The sequence below is a fragment of the Peterkaempfera griseoplana genome (genome assembly GCF_001418575.1).
In the GTDB taxonomy this organism is placed as follows: Bacteria; Actinomycetota; Actinomycetes; order Streptomycetales; family Streptomycetaceae; genus Peterkaempfera; species Peterkaempfera griseoplana.
The window spans coordinates 1-24,133 of sequence record NZ_LIQR01000174.1; the positions used below are offsets into that span (position 1 = coordinate 1).

Consider the following 24,133-nt stretch of genomic DNA (forward strand, 5'->3'; position numbering starts at 1 on the left):
CCCACCGGCCCCACCACCCCGCCGGCCTCCTCGGGCTGCGGCTCCGCGGTGATCTGCTCGGGCTTCGAGGACCAGACCGGCACCGTCCCCACCGGCGACTGGCAGGTCGTCACCCCCGACTGCCAGGGGTCGGGCACCGCCGCCATCGACACCTCGGTCGCCTACAGCGGCAGCCGTTCCCTGCGCATCGACGGCCATGCCGGGTACTGCAACCACGTGTTCGTCGGCACCACCAAGAACGTCTCCGCGATCGGCCCGGTGCTGTACGCGCGGATGCGGGTCCGGCACACCACCGCGCTGCCGACCTCCCATGTCACCGCCATCACCATGGCCGACGCCAATGACGGCGGCAAGGACCTGCGGATCGGCGGCCAGAACAACGCCCTGCAGTGGAACCGGCAGTCCGACGACGCGACCCTCCCGGCGCAGAGCCCCGCCGGAGTCGCCCAGTCCGCCCCGCTGCCCACCGGGCGCTGGGTCTGCCTGCGCTTCCAGATCGACACCACCAAGCAGGCCGCGAGCACCTACCTCGACGACGTCGAGGTGCCCGGGCTGCACCTGGACGGCACCCCCACCCAGGACATCGACAACCAGTGGCTGAGCCGCACCACGGCGCCCCGCCCCACCACCTTCCGCCTCGGTTGGGAGAGCTACGGCAGCGGGGACGACACCCTCTGGTTCGACGATGTCGCGGTCGGCTCCCAGCCCATCGGCTGCTGACCCGCGGACCTGACGCGTCGGCGCCCCGATGTCGGTGACATCGGGGCGCCGACGGCGCAGGATGACCTCGGAACAACGACGAGGAGAGGGAGCAACCGTGGCCGACAACACCCCGGGCACCGCTGTGGCGGTCCTCGGCACCGGAATCATGGGCGCGGCCATGGCGCGCAACCTGGCCCGCGCCGGGTTCCGGGTGCAGGTGTGGAACCGCACCCGGGCCAAGGCCCAGCCGCTGGCGGCCGACGGCATCAGCGTGGCGGACACCCCGGCGGAGGCGGTCCACGGGGCCGATGTCGTCCTCACCATGCTGTACGACGGCCATGCCGCACTGCAGGCCATGGGCCAGGCGGCGCCCGCGCTGCGGCCCGGCGCGGTCTGGGCCCAGTGCTCCACCGCCGGGCTGGAGGCCCAGCCGGTGCTGGCCGCGTTCGCCGCCGAGCACGGCCTGCGCTATGTGGACGCACCCGTCCTGGGCACCCGGCAGCCCGCGGAGAACGGCCAGTTGCTGGTCCTGGCGGCGGGACCGGAGGACACCCGGGCCGTGCTCGCCCCGGTCTTCGACGCCGTCGGCAGCCGTACCGCCTGGGTGGGGGACGACGGGGCGGCCGGCGCAGCCACCCGGCTCAAGCTGGTCTGCAACAGCTGGGTGCTCACCATCACCCACGGCACCGCCGAGGCGCTGGCCCTCGCCCAGGCACTGGAGGTCGACCCGCACGCGTTCCTGGACGCGGTGGCCGGCGGCCCGCTGGACATGGGCTATCTCCGGACCAAGTCCGCCGCCATCCTGGCCGGCGACTACAGCCCCAGCTTCGCCGTCGCCACCGCGGAGAAGGACGCCCGGCTGATCGTCGAGGCGGGCCGGCAGGCCGGTGTCGCCCTGGACGTCACCGCGGCCGGTGCCGAGCGGTTCCGCCGGGCGGCCGCGCAGGGACACGGCGACGACGACATGGCCGCCACCTACTTCGCCTCCTTCGCGGGCTGAGAGGCGCGGGCGGCGGGCCGGCGGCAGCTTCGGGGGCGCGGTCCGTCCACGGGGACGCCGCCGCCGGCGCCCCTGGCCCGGCGGGGAGCGGGGGGCGCAGGATGCTGGCCGGTTTCCCCGCCCCCGGAGGTCGTCATCCCTGGCCGGAGGCGCTCCGGGCGGCGTCGATCCGGCTGAGCAGCTCGGCCGGGTCGTCCGGAGCGACCGCGCCGCCAGGCCGTCCGCCGCACCGTCCCCCCACCGCCGGCGGCCGCGGCGGTTCGGGCGCGGCCCGTTGCGGGCGGCGCTCCGGCCGAGCCGGCTCCGGCTCCCGGCGCCCGCCCCGACTGAACCGCGGGCCGGGTCGTCGTCGGCGGCGGCGGGACGGGTGCCCCACGCCCGCACCCCCGGCCGTGCAGTCGCTCAGCCGTGGCGGTCGAGCAGCCGCTGCTCCTCCGCCGGGGAGCAACCGCGGGTGAGCGGCGGCTCGCCCCGTTCCCGGTCCCAGGCCAGTACGTCGGCGGCGGTGACCGCCAGCGGCGTCGCGGGCAGGCCGGCCGCCCGGGCGCGGGCCGGATCCCTCTGCTGGGTGACGTGGTCCGACCGGACCAGGGGGAAGCCCGGCGCGGCCTCCGGTGGTACCGGCACGATCTCGACCCGGCTGCCGGCCGCCCCGGCGCAGGTCTCGATCAGCCCGCCCAGGGTGGTCGGCTCCGCCGGGCCCACGGCGTGGAAGGCGCCGGGCCGCCCGTCCGCCAGCAGCCGCAGCACCAGGCGGGCGGTGTCGCGGGAGTCCACCACCTGCACCGGCTGTCCCGGATCGCCGGGCAGGGCGACCCGGCCGCCGCGTGCGGCGCGCCGCACCCAGTAGGTGAAGGCGTCCGAGTGGTCGTGAGGGCCGACCACCTGACCGGGCCGGACAATGGTGGCGCGGTCGCCGTAACGGGACGTCACATCGTCCTCGCAGGCGACCTTTGACGGGCCGTAGGTGTCGTTGTCCAGATCCTGGACCCGCCGCACATGGCGTACCGGGGCCAGTCGGGGGGTGTCCTCGTCGGCGCCCGGCTGCACGCCCTCCCGTGCGTAGACCGCGTTGCTGGAGATGAAGAGATAGCGGCCGACCCGGTCGCCGAGCGCGTCCATGGCCTGCCCGACGTGGTGGGGGAGATAGCCGCTGACGTCCACCACGGCGTCCCAACTGCCGCCCCGCAGCGCGTCGTAGTCGCCGGTGTCCCGGTCGCCGGTGAGCCTCGGTACGTCCGGGAAGAGGCCGGTGCCGGTCCTGCCGCGGCTGAAGAGGGTCGGCTCGGCGCCGGTGCGCAGGGCTTCCTCCACGATGGCCCGGCCGACGAAGGAGGTACCGCCCAGGAGGAGGATGCGCATGGCAACAGATGCTAGCCCGCGGTTGCCCGGGTGGGAGCGGTATGCTGCTGGCACTTTCGCCCATGAGCAGTGCCAATAACCTGTTGAGACGTCATGTCAGTAGCGTGCACGTGCACCTGCACGCCCCTAGGCAGCATGCAAGCGCTTCCGGTAACTTGCCCTGCCACCGTCGGTCGGTTCGGCGGTGCAACGGGTGAGGGAGAGTGGCACGGTGCGCGACTTCAGCGTCCCGCCCTTGGTGGAGCCCCCGTGCAGCGGAGGGCTGGCCGACACGGTCTACCAGGTGGCGGCACAGGAACCGCAGCGGATCCAGCTCGCGAGGCGGGTGCCCGGCGCCGCCGGCTGGTCGGAGGTGACCGCGTCCGCCTTCCGCGACGAGGTGACCGCCCTCGCCAAGGGGCTGCTGGCGAGCGGCGTCCGGTTCGGCGACCGGGTCGCCATCATGGCGCGCACCCGCTACGAGTGGACCCAGTTCAGCTACGCCCTCTGGTCGATCGGCGCACAGGTGGTCCCCATCTACCCCACCTCCTCCTCGGAGCAGGTCAGCTGGATCCTGGCCGACTCCCGGGCGGTCGCCTGTGTGGTGGAGCACGAGGACGACGCCATGACCGTGGGCGCGGCCTGCGACGGGCTGCCCACCCTGAAGCGCATCTGGCAGCTGGACGGCGGCTGTGTGCGTCAGCTGTCCCGGCTGGGCTGCGACATCCCGGACGAGACCGTCGACAGCCACCGCGCGGCCGTCCACCCGGACTCGCCCGCCGCCATCGCCTACACCTCCGGAACCACCGGGCGGCCCAAGGGCTGTGTGGTCACCCATGCCAACTTCGCCGTGGAGTGCGACACCCTGCAGGCCGGGTGGGGCGAGCTGGTCGCCGCGCCGGGCGAGCAGCCGGCCGTACTGGCGTTCCTGCCGCTGGCCCATGTCTACGGACTGATGGTGCAGATCTTCTGCCTCCGCGCGGGGGTGCGGCTCGGGCACCAGCCGGAGATCTCCGCCGGGGAGCTGCTGCCCGCGCTGGCGTCCTTCCGGCCCACCTTCCTCTTCGCCGTGCCCTATGTCTTCGAGAAGATCGTCGCCAGGGCGCGGCTCAGCGCCGCGGAGTCCGGCCGGGCCGACGCCTTCGACAAGGCCATGGAGGTCGCGGTGCGCTTCGCCGCGGCCCAGGAGGCGCGCCGGGAGCGCAGCGGCCCGGGGCCCGGTCCCGCGCTCCGGTTGCGGCACCGTATGTACGACCGCATGGTCTACCGCCGGCTGCGCGCGGTGCTGGGCGGCCGGGTGCGGCATGCGGTCTCCGGCGGCTCCGCGCTCAGCCGCTCCCTCGGGCTGCTCTTCGCGGGCGTCGGCATCACCGTCTACGACGGCTACGGACTGACCGAGACCACCGCCGCCGTCACCGGGCAGCCGCTGGGCCGCCCCCGGTTCGGCACCGTGGGCCGCCCGCTGCCGGGCTGCGCCGTCCACATCGCCCCGGACGGAGAGATCTGGGTGCGCGGCGGCACCGTCTTCGCGGGCTACCTCAACGACCCGCAGGGCACCGCGGAGGTGCTCAGGGACGGCTGGTTCGCCACCGGTGACCTGGGGTCGCTGGACCGCGACGGCTATCTCTCCATCACCGGCCGCAAGAAGGACGTCATCATCACCAGCGGCGGCAAGAGCGTCGCCCCGGCGGTGCTGGAGGAGCGGGTCCGGGCGCATCCGCTGATCTCCCAGTGCCTGCTGGTGGGGGACGACCGCCCCTATGTGGCGGCGCTGATCACCCTGGACCCGGAGGCGCTGGTGCACTGGCAGCGGGTGCACCAGAAGCAGGCCGACGCCGGCTGGGGCGCGGTCACCGACCAGGACCTGCAGGAGGAGATCCAGCGGGTGGTGGTGACCGCCAACACCGCGGTCTCCCGGGCGGAGTCCATCCGGGCCTTCCGCATCCTGCCGGTGGAGTTCAGTGTCGGCCAGGGGCTTCTCACCCCGTCGCTGAAACTGCGCCGCCGGGCGATCGTCAAGGCGTACGCCGCGGACATCGACCAGCTCTACGCGGACTGACGCGCCGCGCCGGACCGCACCCCGCCGCGCCGCACCGCCCCGGGGGCCTGCGGGCCTGGGGGGCACGCGGGCGGCGGTCAGCCGCGGACCGGCTCCACCGTGATCTCGCTCCGGGAGTCGTAGAAGCACACCAGCCCGGCGATCGCCGCGCTCTCCCGCAGCGGGGTGGGGTAGGTCCAGGCGACGTCAGGGTGCAGCCGGCCCCCGATCCGCGCGGAGAGATGCTCGGCGCGGCCCTTGTAGGGGCAGTGGCTCACCGTCTCGCCGGGCTCCAGGAGGTCCAGCCGCACATCGGTCTTCGGCAGGTAGAAGCGCGGCGGCAGGCCGGTCTCGAAGAGCACCCGGGGACTGCTGCTCTCGGCCACCGTCACACCCTCGATCTCCACCCTCACGGACCGGGAGGAGGACAGGATGTCGATTCGGGTGTAGGGGCTGCGGGGGTGGACGAAGACCTCCTCGTCCTCCTCGAACCAGGCGTCCATGGCGTCCCAGTCCAGGCGCACCAGGTCGCGCAGCTGCGCCACGGGCGAGTCCTGGTAGCGCACCGCGGCGTCCCGCGCGGTGCGGCCGCCGGACCGTACGTCGAAGAGCCGGCCCTCCCCGAGCCCGGGGGAGTGCCTGGTACGGCCGGTGGGCTCCAGCTCCGCCCGAAGATCGGCCGCGGGGAGGTAGTAGGCCGGGTAGTAGGGGACCTCCCACACCAGGGAGGGCCGGACGGTGTCGACGACCGGGAGGCCGCCCAGGAAGGCGCGGATCCGCTTGCTGCCCGCCTCGACGCGGGGGCTCTGCTGTTCCGGTTCGGTAGCCATGCCCTTGGAACGCGGACGGCCCGCGGCGGATTCCGTCACCCCGGCGCGTCCGGCCGCCCGCGTCCGGGCCGGGTCACTCGGTCTGCGGCACCGCGGTGGTCCAGCTCCAGCCGTCGTCGTCCTCGGGGGCGGCGGGAGCCCACTCGGTACCGGGGTCGTCAGGGTTGCCAGTGCTCATCTCAGGTTCCATGCCCGGGGAACGCCGCAGGTGGGAGGGGGGTCACGGGAGGGGCGCCGCGGTACCGCCGTCCGGGTGTCCCGGTGATCTGACGGCTCGTCAGTAAGTTTACGTACCCATCGGTATTGTCAATGCCTCCGGACTGTGTCAGGCTCCGGATGCGGGCGGGGGTCCCCCCGTCTCCCGCCCGCACCAGAGCCGGAGCGCCGTCAGCGGCTCGCGCCCGCGATGTGCAGCACCGCCGCCGCGAGCCGGTCGGCGCTCCTGTGGAAGTTCGCGGACGGCAGCACGATATGGCTGGCCGTCAGTCTCACCAGCGTCTCCACCGCATCGGTCACCGCCTCGCGCGGAGCCTCGGGCAGCTGGCGCGAGAGCCAGTCGGCGAGCAGCGTCCGGGCACCGCTGAAGACCGGATCCGGCCGGGTGGTGAGAAACGCCAGCAGATCGTCCGCATGGCCGTCCCGGGCCGGGCGCAGCATGGCGCGGACCAGTGGATTGGCGGCCGCCTCGGTCAGCGTCCAGCTCATCGCGGCGGACAGCGCGGCCCGCATGTCCGCCGGGTGCCGGGCCAGCGCCGCGGCGATCCCGGTGAGGAAGTGCTCACTCTCGCGCCGGATCAGCGCCTCGCCGATCCCGGCCCGGTCGCCGAACTCCTTGTACACCGTCGGACGGGACACCTGGGCCCGGGCCGCGAGCTCGGCCAGCCGCACACCCTGCCAGCCGTACTCCACCGCCAGCTCGCGGGCGGCCTGCAGCACCCGCTCGCGCATCTGCGCGCGGAACGCCGAACGAGGCTGCGCCCCGTCGCCTGCCGGGACCCGCCGGCCCCCACTCCCCGTGACCACCCGAACAGTCTGGCACGGGGCACCGACACCGCCCCGGGCCCGTCGCGGCGCCGCCCGCCGCGGCGGGGGCGGGGACGGGCGCAGGGCGCGGCCCCGCCGTCCGGCCGGTCCGCGCCCTGCCGCACGGCGGGGTCAGCTCTGCTGGGTGGCCCAGAACTCGTCCCAGGAGATCAGCCCGTCGCCGTTGCTGTCGGCGGCCTTGATGACGCTCTTGGCGAGCTCCTCGGTGACGTAGTGGTTGCCGAGAGCCGCCATGGTGCTCTTGTACTCGGCCGCCGAGATCTGTCCGTCGCCGTTGACGTCGAACCGCTCGAACGCCGCCTTGGCCGCCTCGATGTCCGCCATGGGGTGCCCCTCCTCGTTCACGGTGTGTGGTGCAGCGGCACGCTAGCAGGAGCGCGCCGCCGCTCCCCAGCGAGCAGCCGGGGACACCGCCGTCCGCCCCGGGCCGGGAGCCGGGGGTCCGTCGCCGGAAAGCCGGGTGGAGGAGTCCCGGCGCCGGGCGGTGAAGGGCCGGTCAGGAGCGTTGGGTACGGTGTCGGGGTGCGCCGCGGGCGCTGGAGGTGCGGAAGTGTGAGCGAGGGCACACAGCAGAGCGAGGGTTCCGCAGACCCGGACTTCGACCATCCGGCTCTGCTCTACCAGGGACTGGACGGGTATCTGGACGGCGTCGGCGGCTTCGTCCGGGCCGGTCTGGAGGCGGGCGAGCCGGTGCTGGTGGCCGTCCCCCGGCCGCGCCTGGGACCGCTGCGCGAACGGCTGGGCGACACCGCCGGTGCGGTCGCCTTCGCCGACATGACCGAGCTGGGCCGCAACCCGGGCCGGATCCTCGCGGCGCTCCGGGAGTTCGCCGACCGCCACGCCCCCGGCCGCAGCCGGGTGGTCGGCGAGCCGATCTGGCCGCAGCGCTCGCCCGCCGAGGTACGGGAGGCCACCCGCCACGAGGCCCTGATCAACCTGGCCTTCCGGCGGCGCCCGGTCTCCGTCCTCTGCCCTTATGACACCGCGGGCCTGGCGCCGCAGGTCGTCGAGGACGCCCATCGCACCCACCCCGTGATGCTCCAGGACGGCAGACGCCGGCCCTCGGACGGCTACTGCGCACCCGCCCGGGTGTGTGCCGACTGCGACACCGCGCTGCCCCAGCCGCCCCACTCCGAGCAGCTGGGCTTCACCGCGGGCGAGCTGGCCGCCGTCCGCAGCTGGCTGGACGACCGGCTGGAGGGCTGGGGACTGGACCGCGACCGCCGTCGCGACCTGGTGCTGGCCGTCGGCGAGGCCACCGGGAACTCGGTGGCCCACGGCGGAGGCGGCGGAGTGCTGCGGGTCTGGTCGGAGGGGGCGGCCGTGGTGGCGGAGGTGCGCGACTCCGGCCGGCTGGGCGACCTGCTGGCCGGGCGGCGGCGGCCCGGGCTGGACTCGGCGGAGGGCGGCCGCGGACTGTGGATGATCCACCAGCTCTGCGACCTGGTCGAGATGCGTGCCGCCGCCGACGGGCTGACCCTCAGGATGCATGTGGACACCGGCGCGCCCGTCCGGCGGCCTTAGGGCCCGTCCGGCCGGACCCCGTCCGTTCCGCCGCTGCTCAGCGCACGGCCAGGCCGCTGCGGAGCAGCTGCCAGACCGCCTCCAGGTCGTCCCCGACCCGGGGGTCCGACCACTGGGCCGCATGGCAGGGGTCGTGGAAGCGGGAGGTGGCGTGGAAGAAGGCCCGGGCGGCGGTGGCGGGGTCCTCGGCGGTGAGCAGGCCCTGCTCCACACCGTCGGTGATGATCACGGTCAGCTGCTCGACCAGGGTCTCCAGGTGGCGCTCCACCACCCCGCTGGTCTGGCCGATGAGCTCGGTGTACGTGGCGAACAGCTCCGGGTCGGACAGCGCCTTGTGCTGCTTGGCCTCGAAGAGCGTCCGCAGCCAGCGGTGCAGCCGCTCGTCGGCCGGGCCGGACTCGGCGGCCACCCCCGCCAGTGAGACGTGCGCCCGGTCCAGCCACCGCTCGGTGACCGCCTCGCGCAGTGCCGCCTTGCTGGCGAAGTGGCGGTAGACGCTGCCGTGACTGACCCCGAGCGTCCGGGCGACGTCCACGACGGTGGCCTTGGCGGGGCCGTACCGCCGCAGCACGTCCTCGGTCGCCCGGAGGATCTGCTCGGGGGTCAGTGCACTGTCCGTCACGGGGCGGGCCGTCCTCAGTGGTCGTGGTGGGCGCCGGACTCGCTGTCCAGATGGGCCATCTGCTGGGCAGCGTACCGGTCCCCGGCGGCGGCGCCCGCGGGCACCGCCTCCTCGATCCGGGCCAGCTCGCGGTCGGAGAGCCGCAGGTCGAGCGCCCCGAGCGCCTCGGCCAGCCGGTCCCGGCGACGGGCACCGACCAGGGGCACCACGTCCTCGCCGCGGGAGAGGACCCAGGCGATCGCGGTCTGGGCGACGGTGGCCTGCTGTTCCTCGGCGATCGCGCGCAGGGCGTCCACCAGGGTGAGGTTGTGGGCCAGGTTGTCGCCGCTGAAGCGGGGGCTCATGGCGCGGAAGTCGCCGGGGGCGGTCTCCCGGTCCTTGCTCCAGCGGCCGCTCAGCAGACCGCGGGAGAGCACCCCGTAGGCGGTGACACCGATCCCCAGCTCACGGGCGGTGGGCAGAATCTCGGCCTCGACGGAGCGGGAGAGCAGCGAGTACTCGATCTGCAGGTCGGAGACGGGGTGCACGGCGTGGGCGCGGCGCAGGGTGGCGGCGCCCACCTCGGACAGGCCCAGGTGGCGGACGTAACCGGCCTGGATCAGCTCGGCGATGGCGCCGACCGTCTCCTCGATCGGCACGGCGGGGTCGAGCCGGGCGGGGCGGTAGACGTCGACATGGTCGGTGCCCAGCCGGCGCAGGGTGTAGGCCAGGAAGGTCTTCACCGACGCCGGACGGGCGTCATTGCCCAGCCAGCTGCCGTCCGGGCCGCGCAGGGCGCCGAACTTGACACTGATGGCGACCTGGTCGCGGTCACGGCCCCGGAGCGCCTCGCGGATCAGCATCTCGTTGTGGCCCATGCCGTAGAAGTCGCCGGTGTCGAGCAGGGTGACCCCGGCGTCGAGGGCGGCATGGATGGTGGCGACGGACTCCGCCTCGTCGGCCGGGCCGTAGAGGTCGGACATACCCATGCAGCCGAGTCCGATGGCGGAGACGGTGGGGCCGGTGCTGCCGAGGGAACGGGTGATCACGGTGACTCCTCAGGAATGGACGCAGAACGAGCATGGCATGAGAGATGACAGATTTCAATATCTGTCACCCTTAGTCTCTTCGGCGCGGCGCGGAGGAGGCCTCACGGGTCCAGGCCCTCACCGCCGCCCGGGAGGAGCCCCGCCGTGCGGCAGGGTGAGGGCTGCAGGTCTTCTGGGCGGGGGCGGGGCGCCCGCCCGGGTCACTCCCTCGGCCGGGCGGCGCTGCGGGAGCAGCCCCCCGGCTTGGTCGAAGTCGCGCAGACTGCGGACCAGGGCCATCGGACCCATCGACGGGATCACCGCCTCCCGGACCGCGGCGTCGAGCGGCCCGTGCAGCCGGCCCGCCACCGCCTCGCAGGTCATCCCGGCCGCCGCCAGCCGCTCGGCGCCGCCCGGCCCGGTGGCCGGCGCCCGGCGCCCGGCGCTCGCGCCGAGGGTACGGACATCAGCGCGTGGTGCGCCGTCAGCAGCCGGTCCCGGACGGCGGTACGGCGTCGGCCGGACGGTGCCGCCGGCCCGTGCTCCCCCTCACCGGCCCGGCTCTGCCGTGAGCAGGGCGTGGATCCGTTTGGCGGCCTCCCGCCCGGCGCGGTTGGCGCCCACCGTACTGGCGGAGGGGCCGTAGCCGACCAGGTGGATCCGGGGGTCGGCGGTGGCCCGGGTGCCGTCGAGCCGGATGCCGCCACCGGGCTCGCGCAGTCCCAGCGGGGCCAGATGGCCGACCTCGGGACGGAATCCGGTGGCCCAGACGACGGCGTCGACCGTGATCTGCCGCCCGTCGTCCCAGGCGACGCCGGTCCCGGTGAGCCGGTCGAACATCGGCAGCCGGTGCAGTGCCCCCAGCTCCCGGGCGCGCAGCACCGCCGGACTGTCGGTCAGGCCGGTCACGCTCACCACGCTCTGCGCGGGCAGTCCCGCCCGGACCCGCTGCTCCACCAGCGCCACCGCGGCGCGGCCCGCCTCCATGGTGAAGGGGGTGTCGCGGAAGACCGGAGGGCGCCGGGTCACCCACACGGTCTCCCCGACCGCCGCCACCTCCGACAGCACCTGGATCGCGGACGCCCCGCCGCCGACCACCGCCACCCGCCGTCCCCGGAACTCCTGCGGCCCGGAGTACTCCGCGTAGTGGAGCTGCCGTCCCCGGAACAGTCCGGCGCCGGGATAGTGCGGGACGAAGGGCCTGGTCCAGGTGCCGGTGGCGTTCACCAGGGCCCGGGTGGTCCAGCTGCCCGCGTCGGTCTCCACCAGCAGCAGCTCCGCCGGGCCCGGCCGCACGGCACGCACCCGTACCGGGCGCAGCACCGGCAGGTCGTGGACCCGCTCGTAGGTCGCGAAGTACTCCGGCACCGCGTCACGGGCCGGCCGCCCCGGGTCGGCGGGCGGCAGCGGCAGACCGGGCAGGTCGTGGAAGCCGTGGACGGAGGCCATGGTCAGGCTGGGGGAGCGGTGGCGCCAGGCGCCCCCGGGGGCGGCGTCGGCGTCCAGCACCACCAGGCCGCTGTACGGGGCGAACCCGCGCCGCCGCAGGTGGTACGCCGCCGACAGTCCGGCCTGGCCCGCCCCGATCACGACCACGTCGGCGGTGGAGACGGTGGCGGGGGCGGGCCGGACCTCTTCGGCGTAAGCAGTCACGCCCCTGCAACACCGGGCCGTGGGCGCCTCTTCCGGGGGCGTGTCGTTCGGCAGCGCCTCCCTCCGGGCCTCAGCCTCGCTGCGGCTCCCGGAGGCCGTCCTGCGCCGGACGGGGAGCTGCGGCCGGGGCCGCGGCCGCCGGCCGGGGCAGCAGCAGGCAGGCGGCCGCCCCCAGCAGAGCGGCGATCGCGGTGGCGGTCCAGCCGTGCCGGAAGGCGTGCAGGGCGGCCTGGGCGCCGGCGGGGGAGCCCAGCAGGGTCACCATCAGCGCCACCCCGAGGACCGATCCGGTCTGCCGGGCCATGGTGGTCACCGCCGAGCCGGTAGCGAAGCGGTGCGGCGGCAGGGCCGCGGCGGCCGCGCCCACCAGGGTGGGCAGGGCCAGGCCGACGCCGAGGCCGGTGACCAGCATGCCGGGGAGGAGCCCGGCGGCCCAGTGCGGCCCGGTGTCCAGGGCCGTCGCCCACCAGAGCGTCCCGGCGCCGAACACCAGGCAGCCGACCGCCGCGACCGGCCCTGGGCCGAAGCGGTGCACCACGCGTCCGGTGGCCAGGGCGAGCGGGGGGACCACCAGGGGTCCGGGCGCGATGGCCAGGCCGGTGCGCAGCGCCGAGTAGCCCCAGACCTGCTGGCACCAGAGCACCGAGGTGAGCAGCATCGCGGCGAAGGCGACGGCGAAGAGCAGCGAGGCCCCGGACGCGACGGCGAACGCCCGGACGCGCAGCAGCGGCAGTTCCACCACCGGGGCCGGATGGCGGGCCGAACGCAGCAGGAACCCCCCGGCCAGCAGCGCCGAGGCGGCCAGCGCCCCGATCACCCCGGCGGAACTCCAGCCCCAGTCGCGGGCCTTGACCAGGCCGAGGGCGAGGGCGCCGATGCCCAGGGTGAGCAGTGCCGCCCCGGCGAGGTCGGGCAGCGGGCCGCGCTGCTCCGGCCGTACATCGGGCAGCAGCCGGGCGCCGACCGCGAGCGCGGCCGCTCCCACCGGGAGGTTGACCAGGAAGACCCAGCGCCAGTCGGCCGCCACCAGCAGGCCGCCCAGCACGGGGCCGAGGCCGGCGGCGATGCCGCCGATGGCGGCCCAGCCGCGGACCGCGTGCGTGCGGCGCTCGGCGGGGGTGGCGGCGAGCAGCAGCGCCAGCGAGGTGGGCATCAGGGCGGCGGCCCCGGCGGCCTGCAGCATCCGGGCCGCCACCAGCCAGCCGACGCCGGGGGCCACCGCGCAGAGCGCGGAGGCGGCGGTGAAGACGCCGAGGCCCAGCAGGAAGCCCCGGCGGTGTCCGGCCCGGTCGGCCAGGCGCCCGGCGGGGACCAGCAGCGCCGCGAAGACGATGGCGTAGGCGTTGAGCACCCAGGAGAGCGAGGACAGCGGGGCGTGGTGGAAGGAGGTGCCCAGGGCGGGCATGGCGACGTTCACGATGAACAGGTCGAGGTTCACCACGAAGACGCCCGCGGACACCACCCAGGTGGTGGCGGCTGCCGAGGCAGGTGAGTTTGATTCTCCAACTCTCATGGCCGCAAGCTAGCGGCAGTGGGTTTGGAATGGCAACCTTGTGGGGTGACCGGTACCACCCCCGCCCTGCCCGGGCGTCCCTGCTCGGCCGCTGCCGCCCTCGGCGTCGTCGGTGAGAAGTGGGCGCTGCTCGCCGTACGCGAGATCCTTCTCGGCAACCACCGCTTCGACGCGCTGGTCCGCAACACCGGTGCCCCCCGGGACCGGCTCACCGCACGGCTGCGCGCCCTGGAGGAGGCAGGCGTGGTCGAGCGCCGCCCCTACAGCGAACGCCCGCCACGTTTCGAGTACCACCTCACCCCGGCGGGCCGGGACCTCAGCCCGGTGATCCGCGCCCTGCTGGCCTGGGGCGACAAGTGGGCCGTCGCCGAACCCCCCGCCGTACTGCGCCACCGCGACCACACCCTGGACCCGGCCGTGGTCTGCCGCTGCTGCGGCGACGAGGTGACCCCCGAGGAGGTGGACCTGGAGGTCCGCGCCCCCGGCTGGGGCCGCAGCGGACCCGTCAGCTGACCGGCCTCAGTCGGCGGCACCCGCGGCCGCGCCCCGCACCTGGCCGAAGATCAGACTGGTCCGGGCCTGCTGCACCGCGGGATGCGCGGTCAGCTGCTCCAGGACGAAGTCCCGCAGCGCCGCCGTGTCCGCCGCCGCCACATGCAGCAGATAGTCGTCCGGCCCGGCGACATGGAAGACCGACAGCACCCCCGGCAGGTCCGGTGCGCCCCGCACGAACGCCGCCACATGCCGGGGCGCATGGGAGTGCAGCCGCACCGCGATCATGGCCTGGACGCCCAGGCCCAGCGCCCCCGGGTCCACATCGGTGTGGAAGCCCCGGATGACGCCCCGCTCGCAGAGCGACCGGATCCGGGTCAGGCAGGTCGACGGCGCGATCCCGACCGCCTCCGCCACGGCCTTGTTCGGGGTGCGCGCATTGTCGCGCAGCACCCGCAGGATGGCCCGGTCGACGGGCGCCAGCTCGTGGTGACGTTCGTTCGGCACGAGCACGATGGTGACCCCGTGTACCGAAGAAGAGCAAGAGTCGGCGGCCGGAACCCGAATATCGTGCGGCCGCACCGCGCGGAACACCGCAAGTCCTCCACGGTGGCCTCCACAGCGCACCCGCCCCAGGGAGGACCGACATGACGGAACACCGCCGCCCCGACACCACCGCCGTCCACGCAGGCCGCAGCGATCTGCACGGCCTGGGCGTCCATGTGCCGCCCATCGACCTCTCCACCGCCAATCCGCTCCCCGGCGTGGGCACCGGGGGCGACGCCTATGAGCAGCTGGCCGGCGGCGGCCGCCCCGACCCCGCCCACAGCCATGTCTACCAGCGGCTGTGGAACCCCACCACGGCCCGCTTCGAGGACGCCCTGGCGGAACTGGAGGAGCAGCCCGAGGCCGTCGCCTTCGCCTCCGGCATGGCCGCCCTCGCCGCCTGCCTCACCGCCGCCCGCGCCGCGGGCCGCGGCCATGTCGTCGCGGTACGCCCTCTCTACGGCGGCACCGACCACCTGCTGGCCACCGGACTGCTCGGCACCGAGGTCAGCTGGGCCGAGCCGCACACCGTCGCGGCCGCGCTGCGCCCCGACACCGGCCTGGTGATCCTGGAGACCCCCGCCAACCCCACCCTGCAACTGGTCGACATCGCCGCCGTCGCCGCCCAGTGCCGCCGCCCCGGGGCCGACCCGGTGCCGCTGCTGGTCGACAACACCTTCGCCACCCCCGTGCTCCAGCGCCCCGGGCGGCACGGCGCCGACCTGGTGCTGCACAGCGCCACCAAGTACCTGGGCGGACATGGCGACGTCCTGGCCGGTGTGGTCGCCTGCGGCCCCGAGTGGGCCGCGCGGCTGCGGTCCGTACGCGCCGTCACCGGCGGCATCCTGCACCCGCTCTCCGCCTATCTGCTCCACCGGGGTCTGCAGACCCTGCCGCTGCGGGTGCGCCGGCAGAGCGAGAGCGCCGGGGTCCTCGCCGGCTGGCTGGCCGACCGGCCCGAGGTCACCCGGGTGCACTTCCCCGGACTGCCCGGCGGCGACCCGTCCGGCCTGCTGGGACGGCAGCTGGCACTGCCCGGGTCGGTGCTGGCCTTCGCCGTACGGGGAGGCGCCGCAGCCGCCGAGCAGGTCGCGGCGGGGTGCCGGCTGATCACCCATGCGGTGTCGCTGGGGGGCGTCTCCACCCTGATCCAGGTGCCCGCCGCGCTCACCCACCGGCCGGTGGCGGAGGGTGCCCGCCCGGATCCCGGTCTGCTACGCCTCTCGGTCGGCCTGGAGGACCCCCAGGACCTGCTGGAGGACCTGGCGGCGGCGCTGCGCACGGTCCCGGTCCCGCTGCTCAGCTCAGCCGGCTGATCACCGCCGCGGTGCCGTAGGCGCAGATCTCCGTCCCCGCCTCGGGGCCCTCGGTCACATCGAACCGCATCGCCAGCACCGCGTTGGCGCCCCGGGCGCGGGCCTGCTCCTGCAGCCGCTCCATCGCCTCGTTGCGGCTCTGCACCAGCGTCTTGGTGAGCCCCCGCAGCTCACCGCCGATCAGCGACTTCAGGCCCGCGCCGACCTGGCTGCCGAGGTGCCGGGAACGCACCGTGAGGCCGAACACCTCACCCAGCACCCGGTCCACCCGGCAGCCCGGTACGTCGTTGGTCGTCACCACCAGCACATCGGCCGAGGGACCCTGCCCGCCGCCGTACTCGTCGATCCTGCCCATACCGCCGTCATTGCCCATACCGCCATCCTGGGACGGGGCGGCCGGGACAGCCACCGGGACGTTGCGGCGGAGAAACGGCCGCGGAGGTTCTAGGCTGGGCGGCATGGGTACCGACGCCGCCGTCGACCGGGCCGTCCGCGAGCTCTACCGGGCGCTGCTGGAGGGCTGGAACACCCGGGACGCCGAGGCCTTCGCCGCGACGTTCGCCGAGGACGGCGAGGCGATCGGCTTCGACGGGAGCCGCCACTGCGGGCGCGACCAGATCGCCGCCGACATGGCCGCGCTCTTCGCAGGACACCTCACCCCGGTCTATGTGGCCAAGGTGCGCGGGGTGCGGCTGCTGGGGTCGGACGCCGCCGTACTGCAGGCGGTCGCCGGGCTGGTGCCGCCCGGCGAGTCGGACGTCAAGCCCGAGCTCAACGCCCGTCAGACGATCGTCGCCGGCAGGCTCGGCGGGGGCGGCTGGCGGATCGTGCTCCTCCAGAACACGCCCGCGCAGTTCCACGGCCGGCCCGAACTGCGGGAGGGCCTCACCGCGGAACTGCGGGACCTGCTGCTGCCGCCGTTCCTCGACGAGTGACCGGACGCCCCGGCGAGTGACCGGACGGGCCCTGTCCGGCCTCAGGCCGACGGCACCCGGTCCAGGAACCCGTACACGCTCTTCAGCCGGCCCTCGCCGTCCGCCACGGCCACGTCGAAGCCGACCACCGGTGCCTCCCCGCCGCCGTCCGGCACCAGCTCCCACTGGAACCGGGCGATGTGGTGGTTGGTGTCCACCTCACCCGCCAGCCGGAAGGAGAAGCCGGGGAACTGCTCCCGGGCCGCGGCCACCACCGCGGCGATCCCGGCCCGCCCGGACACGTCCGCCAGCGGGTCGGTGTACGTCCCGTCCTCGGCCCAGAGCTCCGCGACGGCCTGCTCGCGGCGCTCCGCGTCGGCCTCGTTCCAGACGGCGAGGTAACGGACGACAAGCTCCTTGAGGTCGCTCATGGCGGCCCCTCCTTCGGTGTGTTGCTGCGGTTTCCCTGACACCCGGGACTCTGTCAGGGGACCCGCACCCGGGTCGATGACCTCAGAGGTCATCACCCTCGCCGCTGCGAGGGGGCCGGCGGGACGAGCACGCCGTCCCCTGCACCGGGTGCGGACCGCACAAAGCCGGCTCCACGGCCGTCACGCCCGTGGAGCCGGCTTGTTCCCCGACGCCGCCGAGGTAATGAATCACCGGTCAGTAATTGCCGCAGAACTGCGCCTCGGCCGCGATGTAACCCGCCTGGTATCCGTCGCCGTAACCGAGCTTCCACTGCGCGTTGTTCTGCCCGTACCCGTTGTTTCCGCCGTTCTGCTCGCAGTTGTCCCGCGCATCCGCCCAGCCGTCACGGAAACCCTGCCGGTAACCGGTTCGGTAGGGGTTGTTGGCGGACGCGGAGTGCGGTGCGGCTGCCACCGTGTGAGAGCCCGGCGCTGCCCAGGCACTTGGGGCGGCGGTCGGCGCGATGGCCACACCGGCAGCGAAGAGGGCTGATCCGAAGACGGCGACCGGCTTCTTCATCTGCATCAGCGTTCCTCCCGTCGATTCGGAGAATCGTCTCCTCACCACGCTACGCGCGGCCCGGACGTGACGCACACGCGGCGGTCGCGCGGGCCGCACGCCCCCGCATTCCGCCGCGGAATTGCGCTCTCCTCACGCCCGCCGGTGAGCGGAATCGTCATTCGGCCCGGGCCCGGAACGCCTCCCTTTCCGGGGGAGATATCCGGGGCCGGGTCAGCTGAGCCCGAGCCCCTTGGGCCACGCCACATCCGGGGACTTGTACAGATAGACGATTCCCCCGGAGCCGCCGCGGACGGAACCGTCGGCGGCGTAACGCCTGGTCCTCAGCCAGATGTTCTCGAACTGGCGCCGCCGGTAGACATGGCGGACCGCGGTGTCGTCGGCGGAGGCCGGGTCGTTGGCGATGACGTCGCCGTCGGCGGTGAAGCCGATCAGGGTCATCAAGTGGCCGGAGGTGCCGTAGCCGGCCCCGTCCAGTTCGGTGGCCAGGAAGGACTGGGACGTTATCACCGGGATGCCGGCCTTGATCAGCCGCTCCACGTCGTTCAGCGAGCGCAGCCGGGTGACCAGCGCGTCCAGGCCGTAGGAGGCCGCATAGGCGGCGTTGAAGGGCCAGTTGCCGCAGCCCGCGTACTGGCTGTCGTAGGTGGAACGGGCCGCCTGGCAGACCGCCGGGTCGGCGTATGAGGGGTCGATCCAGGCGAGGTCGGCGGCGGAGGGGTGGTGGCCCCAGTACTCGACGACCATCTCCGAGGAGGTGGGGCTGCACCAGGCCTCGCCGCCGTTGTCGTACTGCGGGTACTGGCCCTTGTGGACGTCCTGCGAGTAGCGGGGGACGGCGAGTTCGATCCCGCGGCCCTCGCCGGGGACGGAGGCGGGGACGGTGAAGCGGTCGGGGATGTCGGACGCCATGGCACCGAGCCTGCGCACCAGGGGCGTGGCGGTGCTGCCGGGACGGCGGCGCAGGGTGATCCGCAGCCGGTAGGAGGCCAGACGCAGTCCGCTCGCCTTGTCGCTGATCTCGAAGGTGTCGGTGGAGATGTCGCTGCGGGAGTCGCTCTGGCCGTCGACCGAGGTGCGCCGGATGTCGGCGTCGCCGGCCGCCCAGCGGCCCATCACATACCAGGGGGTGGTGCCGCCATCGCTGTAGGTGCCCTGGAGCTCCACCTCGATCCAGGTGCCAGGCGGGGTGTCCGCGTTCCAGGAGGCGACCAGTTCACTGGCGCCGAAGCCGAGGCGGTGCTCGGGGGAGGTCCAGGTCGCGTACTCCCAGTCGGCGGTGGTGCCGGTGTGGGGGTCGGTGTACGGAGCGGTGCCGAGCGGCTGGTCGATGGTGATGCCGTCGGGGGAGTGGCCGCCGCCGGGCCGCACCCGTACCCCGGCGGCGGTTCCGGCGTGCCAGTCCGCGTAGCGGGTCCAGGCGTGGTAGTCCACGGGAGCGCTGTCGGGCGTCCGGTGACGGTCCGGTACGGCGGCGTGCGCTGTCTGCGGGACGGAGACGGCGACGGCTGCGGCGAGCGCGCCGGTGAGGGCGGCGCGGCGGGAGATCGGGGCCTGCTCCATGAGCGCTCCAGGAGTCGACGAGGGCACGACAGGGCATCACTCTCCTCGCTGCGTACGGCGGTTGCCAGCGAATGCGGTGGTGTGTCCGCCCCCACCGAACTTCCTGCACCCGGACTTCCGGCGCCCGGACGGCGGCGGTCCGCTGGGAGTGAACGGACGCTGGCCCGCCGGGCCCGGCGGCTTGTACCGTCCATGCGCCATGCACATGCCACTCCCTAGTTCCGAGGGGTAGTCATGACCATCAGCCTCCGGACCGTCCGCTCCGCCGCGGCCGTCCTCGCCCTGGGAGCCCTGGTGCTGGGCGGCACCGCGGGCACCGCCGACGCCGCCAGGCCGACGGCCGGGCCCGCACATCCCGACAGCGACTATGCGGGTTCGACGATCCGTCAACACGAGGGCGGCAACATCACCCCCCGCACCGCCCTTCCCATGGTGACCCAGACCCCGGGGATGGATGTCAGCGGCTACCAGGGGAACGTCAACTGGAGCACCGCCTGGGCCAACGGCGCCAAGTTCGCCTATGTGAAGGCGACCGAGGGCACCAGCTACACCAACCCGTACTTCGCCCAGCAGTACAACGGCTCCTACAACGTCGGCATGATCCGCGGCGCCTACCACTTCGCCCTGCCGGACAACTCCAGCGGTGCCTCCCAGGCCAACTACTTCGTCAGCCACGGCGGCGGCTGGTCCAAGGACGGCAAGACCCTGCCGCCGGCGCTCGACATCGAATACAACCCGTACGGCGCAACGTGCTACGGGCTCAGCCAGTCCGGCATGGTGAGCTGGATACGTGACTTCAGCAACACGGTCCACAGCCTCACCGGTCGCTACCCGACCATCTACACCTCCACCAGCTGGTGGACCACCTGCACCGGCAACAGCTCGGCCTTCGGCGCCACCAACCCGCTGTGGGTAGCCCGTTACTCCACCGCCGTCGGAACCCTGCCGGCCGGCTGGAGCTACCAGACCATCTGGCAGTACGCCGACTCCGGCACCTTCCCCGGGGACCAGGACTACTTCAACGGCGCCTACGACCGGCTCCAGGCCCTCGCCAACGGCTGAACCGCCGGCCGGCGCACCCGGCCGCCCCGGGACCGAACCCCTCCCAGACCTTCCGTCAGGAGTGCTCATGCTTCCTGCCAGAGCGCGACGCAGCACGCCGCGCACCCTCGCCGCCGCGACCGCGGCCGCCCTGCTGTCGGCGGTCGCGGCGGCCCCGCAGGCACACGCCGCCCAGCAGCCGACGGAACGTCAGAACACCTACCGGGAGGCCGCTCAGCGCTACGGCGTCCCCGAGGCCGTGCTGCTCGGCGTCTCCTACCTGGAGTCCCGCTGGGACACCCATGCCGGGCAGCCCAGCACCGACGCGGGCTACGGCCCGATGCACCTCACCGACGCCCCGGCGGCCCTGGCCGCACTGCCGCGACAGTCCGGTGACGGCGGGGGCGACGCCCGAGGTGACGACGCCCGTCCCCTGGACCGGCCGACGGCGCCGGCACCCGCACCCGCGGCCGTCCCCGCAAGGCTGCGCACCCTGGAGCGCGCCGCCCGACTCACCCGGCTGCCCGCCGCCGCGCTGCGTACCGACCCCGCGGCCAACATCGCCGGCGGGGCGGCCCTGCTCGCCGACCTCCAGCGGCAGCAGCACCGAGCGGCGAGCGGCGACCCCGCCGCCTGGTACTGGACCGTGGCCCGCTACTCCGGCGCCGACGACGAGGCGACACAGCGTCAGTTCGCCGACGAGGTCTACGGACTGCTGCGCAGCGGCGCCCGGCGTACCACCGACGACGGGCAGTCCGTGGCGTTGCGCGCCGCACCGGTCGACACCCCCGCGGCCCCCGCGGAGGACCGGGCCCCGGACTGCCCGCGCACCCTGGCCTGCGAGTGGCTGCCGGCGCCCTACCAACAGCTGACGAGCGACCCCGGCGACTACGGCAACTACGACCTCGCCGACCGCCCCGAGTCGCAGCAGATCGACTACATCGTCATCCATGACACCGAGGCCAGTTGGGACACCACCCTCAAACTGGTGCAGGACCCGACCTACCTGGGCTGGCACTACAGCATCCGCTCCGCCGACGGCCATGTCGACGAGCACATCCAGCCGCGCAACGTGGGGTGGCACGCGGGCAACTGGGACATCAACGCCCGCTCCGTCGGCATCGAGCACGAGGGCTTCCTGGCGAGCGGCGGCACCTGGTACACCGAGGCGATGTACCGCAGTTCGGCGCGCCTGGTCCGCTACCTCGCCCAGCGGTACGACATCCCGCTGGACCGCCAGCACATCCTGGGCCACGACAACGTGCCCGGCCCCACCGCCTCCTCCGTGGGCGGGATGCATCTGGACCCCGGCCCGTACTGGGACTGGGCACACTACTTCGAGCTCCTGGGGCGGCCGTTCCACCCCGACGCCGGTCCGAACGGCGGCCTGGTCACCATCCTGCCCGACTACGACACCAACCGGCCCGTCTACACCGGCTGCACCGCCGCCGGCGAGCCGTGCCCGTCCCAGGGCTCCGCGTCGGTCGCGCTGCACACCCTGCCGGCGGACGACTCGCCGCTGATCACCGACATCGGCCGCAGCCCCGACCCGGCGACCGACGCGGTGACCGACATGGGGGCCCGCGCCACCACCGGCCAGCGCTACGCCCTCGCGGGCCGCGAGGGCGACTGGACGGCGATCTGGTACCTCGGCCGGAAGGCCTGGTTCCGCAACGCGCCGGACGAGCGCACCGCCGTCTGGTCCAAGGGCGTCGTGGTGACACCCAGGGCGGGCCTCGCCGACATCCCCGTCTACGGCCGGGCCTATCCGGAGGCGTCCGCCTATCCGGAGGGCGTACCGGTGCAGTCCGTGACGCCGCTGCAGTACCGGATGCCCGCGGGGCAGCGGTACGCGGTCGGCGGCACGGTGGCCGGGCAGTACTACTGGGCCACCACCTTCGACCCGGCCGGGCACCGGGTGGTGACCGGTCAGACCTGCTACTACGAGATCCAGTTCGGTCACCGGGTCGCCTTCGTCAAGGCCGACGACGTCGATCTGGTCCCCTCCCGGACCGCCCTCGGGTGACCGTCCGCCGCCTCCGTCCACGGCTCAGCGGCCCCAGGACCACCTCTGCTCCCCATGGCGTACGCCGTGGGGAGCGGACGGGTGGACACCGGGGCCGTCGTGGTGACCCGGGGCGGACAGCGGAGGCGCCCGGCCACCGCGCCCGGGGAGCCGGGAACGTCCTCCGCGCCCTCCGGCCCCCGCCCGCCGTGCAGGGATCTCCGGCGCCCTCCCGGGGTACCGGGAGTGATGACGGACCGCCCGCGCCGCGACCGTCCCCCGGGCGTCGCCCGACCGGTCCGGTTCACCCTGCCGGGGGACCTCCGGGGCTCCCGGCCGCTACTTCCGGCAGGACGTGGTACGCGCCCGGTACGGACCCGTGGGGCCCGGCCGCGGCGGTGCCCCGTACGGCCGGACCGCACCAGCTCCGCAGGACCCCGACCACGTCGCCCGCCGACCGCACCGGGCAGAGAGAGAGCAGCAGATGCGCATTCTGGTCTCGGCGGACATGGAGGGCGCCAGCGGCGTCACCTGTCCCCAGGACGTCCGCCCCGGCAGCGAGCAGTGGGACCGCTTCCGCCGGATGCTGACCTCCGACACCAACGCCGCGGTGCAGGGCTTCCTGGACGCCGGCGCCGACGAGGTGCTGGTCAACGAGGCGCACTGCACCATGCGCAACATCCTGCTGGAGGAGCTGGACCCGCGTGCCGCCATGCTCACGGGACGGCACAAGCCGCTCGGCATGATGGAGGGGGTGCTGGAGGCCGACGCGGTGGCCTTCGTCGGCTACCACACCGGCGGCGGCGAGCCGGGTGTGCTGTCCCACACCTATATGCCCACCGGCCTGCTCCAGCTGCGCATCAACGGCGAGCCCGCCTCCGAGGGCCGGCTGAACGCGCTGCTCGCCGCCGAGGCGGGAGTGCCCGTGGTGCTGGTCACCGGAGACGACCTCACCTGCAAGGAGGCCGCCGACTGGGCGCCGCACGCACGCACCGTGGCGGTGAAGACCTGCGTCAGCCGCTACGCCGCGGTCTGCCTGCCGCCGGTGCGCACCGCCTCGCTGATCCGTGAGGCGGCAGCCGGCGCCCTGGAGGCGGCAGGCCGGCCGCAGAGCGTACCGCGCGGCCCCTGGCGGTTCGAGTTGGAGTTCTACGCCACCCAGCTCGCCGACGCCTGCACCGCCGTGCCCACCGTCACCGCCGAGGGCCCGCGCACGGTGGCCTTCACGGCTGAGCGGATGTACGACGGGATGCGCTGCTTCCGCGCGCTCACCCATGTGGCCGCGGCCGCCCGGGAGCCCGACTACGACTGACGCCGAACCCGAGGAACCCGACGGCCTCTGTGCCCGGCTGCCCGCCGCCGCCCGGGCCCGGGAGCGGCGCATGCGGCGCCGGCTCGCCGAACTGGTCGCCCTGGAGTCCCCCTCCGGGGACGCCGCCCGGCTGAACCTGCTCGCCGGCGAACTGGCCCGGGGGCTCTCCGCGGCCGGCGCCGACGTCGAACGCATCCCGGGTGCCCACGGCGACCACCTGGCAGCCCGGCTCCGACCGCGCCCTGATGGACCATGCGCGGGTGCTCGGAGCACGGCTGGGGCTGACCCTCACCGGCGGTCCGGCGGGCGGCGCGGGGGACACCAACTGGCCGGGCGCCGCGGGGGTTCCCACCCTCGACGGACTGGGCCCGCGGGGCGGCGGCGCGCATGCCCGCAGCGAGCACGTCCGCCTGGACGCGCTCGCCCCGAGGGCGGCCCTGCCGGCGGCCCTGCTCGCCTCCGCCCCGCCCGTCGGCTGAGCGACCCGCCGGCTGGGGTCCCCGCGCCGCCGGGGGCACCCGGACGGCCAGGACGGACACCCGACCCGGGCCCCGACCCGGGCGCCCGCCCAGCGGCGAAGGGCCGTGCGCGGCGCCTGGAAAGGCGGTGCGCGGCGGCCCCGGTGCGGCCGGGGGAGGGACCTGGTGGGCCGAATGGGTTGTCCGCTGTTCGTTGAGGGC

The 24,133-nt window shown here is 74.4% G+C and carries 24 protein-coding genes and 1 pseudogene; 11 read left to right on the forward strand and 14 right to left on the reverse strand.

Annotated elements, in window-relative coordinates; genetic code table 11:
* Together AOK09_RS13895 and AOK09_RS13900 are read left to right on the forward strand one after the other, a co-directional pair.
* Positions 1 to 720: pseudogene (locus AOK09_RS13895) on the forward strand (cellulose-binding protein); the annotation flags it as partial.
* Between the two features lie 61 nt (positions 721 to 781).
* A complete protein-coding gene (locus tag AOK09_RS13900; RefSeq protein WP_079063044.1) occupies positions 782 to 1,702 on the forward strand; it encodes an NAD(P)-dependent oxidoreductase in 921 nt (306 codons plus the stop codon).
* 402 nt (positions 1,703 to 2,104) lie between these two features.
* Here AOK09_RS13900 and AOK09_RS13905 read toward each other — a convergent pair whose 3' ends face one another.
* The gene (locus tag AOK09_RS13905) at positions 2,105 to 3,064 is read right to left on the reverse strand and encodes an NAD-dependent epimerase/dehydratase family protein (RefSeq protein ID WP_055587486.1); all 960 of its coding nucleotides are present in this window, start codon (positions 3,062 to 3,064) and stop codon (positions 2,105 to 2,107) included.
* A gap of 211 nt (positions 3,065 to 3,275) precedes the next feature.
* Here AOK09_RS13905 and AOK09_RS13910 point away from each other — a divergent pair, with 211 nt between their 5' ends.
* The gene (locus tag AOK09_RS13910; RefSeq protein WP_055587487.1) at positions 3,276 to 5,102 is read left to right on the forward strand and encodes an AMP-dependent synthetase/ligase; all 1,827 of its coding nucleotides are present in this window, start codon (positions 3,276 to 3,278) and stop codon (positions 5,100 to 5,102) included.
* Between the two features lie 77 nt (positions 5,103 to 5,179).
* Here AOK09_RS13910 and AOK09_RS13915 read toward each other — a convergent pair whose 3' ends face one another.
* The 3 genes from AOK09_RS13915 to AOK09_RS13925 form a co-directional block, all read right to left on the reverse strand.
* Positions 5,180 to 5,911 (reverse strand): DUF427 domain-containing protein, encoded by a 732-nt coding sequence (locus AOK09_RS13915; protein WP_055587488.1) that lies wholly within the window; start codon positions 5,909 to 5,911, stop codon positions 5,180 to 5,182.
* 387 nt (positions 5,912 to 6,298) lie between these two features.
* Positions 6,299 to 6,859, reverse strand: coding sequence for a TetR family transcriptional regulator (locus AOK09_RS13920; RefSeq protein ID WP_055587489.1), 561 nt, complete (start codon positions 6,857 to 6,859; stop codon positions 6,299 to 6,301).
* 207 nt (positions 6,860 to 7,066) lie between these two features.
* Complete coding sequence (locus AOK09_RS13925; protein ID WP_055587490.1) at positions 7,067 to 7,279, reverse strand: EF-hand domain-containing protein; 213 nt, start codon at positions 7,277 to 7,279, stop codon at positions 7,067 to 7,069.
* Positions 7,280 to 7,507: 228 nt separating this feature from the next.
* On the opposite strand from AOK09_RS13925, the gene AOK09_RS13930 reads away from it, so the two are divergent.
* Positions 7,508 to 8,479 carry a sensor histidine kinase gene (locus tag AOK09_RS13930; RefSeq protein WP_055587491.1) on the forward strand — a complete coding sequence of 324 codons (972 nt, stop codon included), beginning with the start codon at positions 7,508 to 7,510 and terminating at the stop codon, positions 8,477 to 8,479.
* A 37-nt stretch (positions 8,480 to 8,516) separates the two neighbouring features.
* Here AOK09_RS13930 and AOK09_RS13935 read toward each other — a convergent pair whose 3' ends face one another.
* The 5 genes from AOK09_RS13935 to AOK09_RS13955 form a co-directional block, all read right to left on the reverse strand.
* Positions 8,517 to 9,101, reverse strand: a complete 585-nt coding sequence (locus tag AOK09_RS13935; RefSeq protein ID WP_079063045.1) for a TetR family transcriptional regulator — start codon at positions 9,099 to 9,101, stop codon at positions 8,517 to 8,519.
* 14 nt (positions 9,102 to 9,115) lie between these two features.
* Positions 9,116 to 10,129 (reverse strand): aldo/keto reductase, encoded by a 1,014-nt coding sequence (locus AOK09_RS13940; RefSeq protein WP_055587493.1) that lies wholly within the window; start codon positions 10,127 to 10,129, stop codon positions 9,116 to 9,118.
* 117 nt (positions 10,130 to 10,246) lie between these two features.
* Positions 10,247 to 10,492, reverse strand: coding sequence for a hypothetical protein (locus AOK09_RS43685; RefSeq protein ID WP_055587494.1), 246 nt, complete (start codon positions 10,490 to 10,492; stop codon positions 10,247 to 10,249).
* Positions 10,493 to 10,657: 165 nt separating this feature from the next.
* Entirely contained in the window at positions 10,658 to 11,761 is a 1,104-nt protein-coding gene (locus AOK09_RS13950; protein ID WP_055587495.1) for an FAD-dependent oxidoreductase, read from the reverse strand.
* A gap of 70 nt (positions 11,762 to 11,831) precedes the next feature.
* A complete protein-coding gene (locus tag AOK09_RS13955; RefSeq protein WP_055587496.1) occupies positions 11,832 to 13,274 on the reverse strand; it encodes an MFS transporter in 1,443 nt (480 codons plus the stop codon).
* A gap of 45 nt (positions 13,275 to 13,319) precedes the next feature.
* On the opposite strand from AOK09_RS13955, the gene AOK09_RS13960 reads away from it, so the two are divergent.
* The gene (locus tag AOK09_RS13960; protein WP_055587497.1) at positions 13,320 to 13,787 is read left to right on the forward strand and encodes a winged helix-turn-helix transcriptional regulator; all 468 of its coding nucleotides are present in this window, start codon (positions 13,320 to 13,322) and stop codon (positions 13,785 to 13,787) included.
* A 6-nt stretch (positions 13,788 to 13,793) separates the two neighbouring features.
* Here the strand turns inward: AOK09_RS13960 and AOK09_RS13965 are convergent, their stop codons facing one another.
* On the reverse strand, positions 13,794 to 14,273 hold the full coding sequence (locus AOK09_RS13965) for an Lrp/AsnC family transcriptional regulator (RefSeq protein WP_245687282.1): 480 nt from the start codon (positions 14,271 to 14,273) through the stop codon (positions 13,794 to 13,796).
* Between the two features lie 140 nt (positions 14,274 to 14,413).
* Between AOK09_RS13965 and AOK09_RS13970 the strand changes: the two genes are divergently transcribed.
* Positions 14,414 to 15,628: a trans-sulfuration enzyme family protein gene (locus tag AOK09_RS13970; RefSeq protein ID WP_055587498.1), complete on the forward strand. Its 1,215-nt coding sequence runs from the start codon at positions 14,414 to 14,416 to the stop codon at positions 15,626 to 15,628.
* Here AOK09_RS13970 and AOK09_RS13975 read toward each other — a convergent pair.
* Complete coding sequence (locus AOK09_RS13975; RefSeq protein WP_407675400.1) at positions 15,612 to 16,001, reverse strand: YbjQ family protein; 390 nt, start codon at positions 15,999 to 16,001, stop codon at positions 15,612 to 15,614. The genes AOK09_RS13970 and AOK09_RS13975 overlap by 17 nt on opposite strands.
* Positions 16,002 to 16,086: 85 nt before the next feature.
* On the opposite strand from AOK09_RS13975, the gene AOK09_RS13980 reads away from it, so the two are divergent.
* Positions 16,087 to 16,563: an SgcJ/EcaC family oxidoreductase gene (locus AOK09_RS13980; RefSeq protein ID WP_055587499.1), complete on the forward strand. Its 477-nt coding sequence runs from the start codon at positions 16,087 to 16,089 to the stop codon at positions 16,561 to 16,563.
* 41 nt (positions 16,564 to 16,604) lie between these two features.
* On the opposite strand, the gene AOK09_RS13985 is transcribed toward AOK09_RS13980, so the two are convergent.
* The 3 genes from AOK09_RS13985 to AOK09_RS13995 all read right to left on the reverse strand — a co-directional run bounded on the left by AOK09_RS13985 (position 16,605) and on the right by AOK09_RS13995 (position 19,095).
* Positions 16,605 to 16,973: a nuclear transport factor 2 family protein gene (locus AOK09_RS13985; protein WP_055587500.1), complete on the reverse strand. Its 369-nt coding sequence runs from the start codon at positions 16,971 to 16,973 to the stop codon at positions 16,605 to 16,607.
* A gap of 235 nt (positions 16,974 to 17,208) precedes the next feature.
* Positions 17,209 to 17,538: a hypothetical protein gene (locus AOK09_RS13990; protein WP_055587501.1), complete on the reverse strand. Its 330-nt coding sequence runs from the start codon at positions 17,536 to 17,538 to the stop codon at positions 17,209 to 17,211.
* Between the two features lie 207 nt (positions 17,539 to 17,745).
* Entirely contained in the window at positions 17,746 to 19,095 is a 1,350-nt protein-coding gene (locus tag AOK09_RS13995) for a C39 family peptidase (RefSeq protein WP_055587502.1), read from the reverse strand.
* A 234-nt stretch (positions 19,096 to 19,329) separates the two neighbouring features.
* On the opposite strand from AOK09_RS13995, the gene AOK09_RS14000 reads away from it, so the two are divergent.
* The 4 genes from AOK09_RS14000 (at position 19,330) to AOK09_RS14015 (ending at position 23,932) form a co-directional block, all read left to right on the forward strand.
* Positions 19,330 to 20,157: a lysozyme gene (locus tag AOK09_RS14000; protein ID WP_055587503.1), complete on the forward strand. Its 828-nt coding sequence runs from the start codon at positions 19,330 to 19,332 to the stop codon at positions 20,155 to 20,157.
* 67 nt (positions 20,158 to 20,224) lie between these two features.
* Positions 20,225 to 22,162, forward strand: coding sequence for an N-acetylmuramoyl-L-alanine amidase (locus AOK09_RS14005; protein ID WP_055587504.1), 1,938 nt, complete (start codon positions 20,225 to 20,227; stop codon positions 22,160 to 22,162).
* 463 nt (positions 22,163 to 22,625) lie between these two features.
* Positions 22,626 to 23,453: a M55 family metallopeptidase gene (locus AOK09_RS14010; protein ID WP_055587505.1), complete on the forward strand. Its 828-nt coding sequence runs from the start codon at positions 22,626 to 22,628 to the stop codon at positions 23,451 to 23,453.
* 200 nt (positions 23,454 to 23,653) lie between these two features.
* Positions 23,654 to 23,932, forward strand: coding sequence for a M20/M25/M40 family metallo-hydrolase (locus AOK09_RS14015; RefSeq protein WP_055587506.1), 279 nt, complete (start codon positions 23,654 to 23,656; stop codon positions 23,930 to 23,932).
* Positions 23,933 to 24,133: the final 201 nt, after the last annotated feature.

Coding starts and splice junctions, on each gene's coding strand:
- AOK09_RS13975 (WP_407675400.1), bottom strand. CDS start 16,001: ATGGGCAATGACGGCGGTATGGGCAGGATCGACGAGTACGGCGGCGGG.
- AOK09_RS13990 (WP_055587501.1), bottom strand. CDS start 17,538: ATGCAGATGAAGAAGCCGGTCGCCGTCTTCGGATCAGCCCTCTTCGCT.
- AOK09_RS13985 (WP_055587500.1), bottom strand. CDS start 16,973: ATGAGCGACCTCAAGGAGCTTGTCGTCCGTTACCTCGCCGTCTGGAAC.
- AOK09_RS43685 (WP_055587494.1), bottom strand. CDS start 10,492: ATGACCTGCGAGGCGGTGGCGGGCCGGCTGCACGGGCCGCTCGACGCC.
- AOK09_RS13970 (WP_055587498.1), top strand. CDS start 14,414: ATGACGGAACACCGCCGCCCCGACACCACCGCCGTCCACGCAGGCCGC.
- AOK09_RS13905 (WP_055587486.1), bottom strand. CDS start 3,064: ATGCGCATCCTCCTCCTGGGCGGTACCTCCTTCGTCGGCCGGGCCATC.
- AOK09_RS13915 (WP_055587488.1), bottom strand. CDS start 5,911: ATGGCTACCGAACCGGAACAGCAGAGCCCCCGCGTCGAGGCGGGCAGC.
- AOK09_RS14005 (WP_055587504.1), top strand. CDS start 20,225: ATGCTTCCTGCCAGAGCGCGACGCAGCACGCCGCGCACCCTCGCCGCC.
- AOK09_RS13925 (WP_055587490.1), bottom strand. CDS start 7,279: ATGGCGGACATCGAGGCGGCCAAGGCGGCGTTCGAGCGGTTCGACGTC.
- AOK09_RS13900 (WP_079063044.1), top strand. CDS start 782: ATGACCTCGGAACAACGACGAGGAGAGGGAGCAACCGTGGCCGACAAC.
- AOK09_RS14010 (WP_055587505.1), top strand. CDS start 22,626: ATGCGCATTCTGGTCTCGGCGGACATGGAGGGCGCCAGCGGCGTCACC.
- AOK09_RS13920 (WP_055587489.1), bottom strand. CDS start 6,859: ATGCGCGAGCGGGTGCTGCAGGCCGCCCGCGAGCTGGCGGTGGAGTAC.
- AOK09_RS13980 (WP_055587499.1), top strand. CDS start 16,087: ATGGGTACCGACGCCGCCGTCGACCGGGCCGTCCGCGAGCTCTACCGG.
- AOK09_RS14000 (WP_055587503.1), top strand. CDS start 19,330: ATGACCATCAGCCTCCGGACCGTCCGCTCCGCCGCGGCCGTCCTCGCC.
- AOK09_RS13955 (WP_055587496.1), bottom strand. CDS start 13,274: ATGAGAGTTGGAGAATCAAACTCACCTGCCTCGGCAGCCGCCACCACC.
- AOK09_RS13995 (WP_055587502.1), bottom strand. CDS start 19,095: ATGGAGCAGGCCCCGATCTCCCGCCGCGCCGCCCTCACCGGCGCGCTC.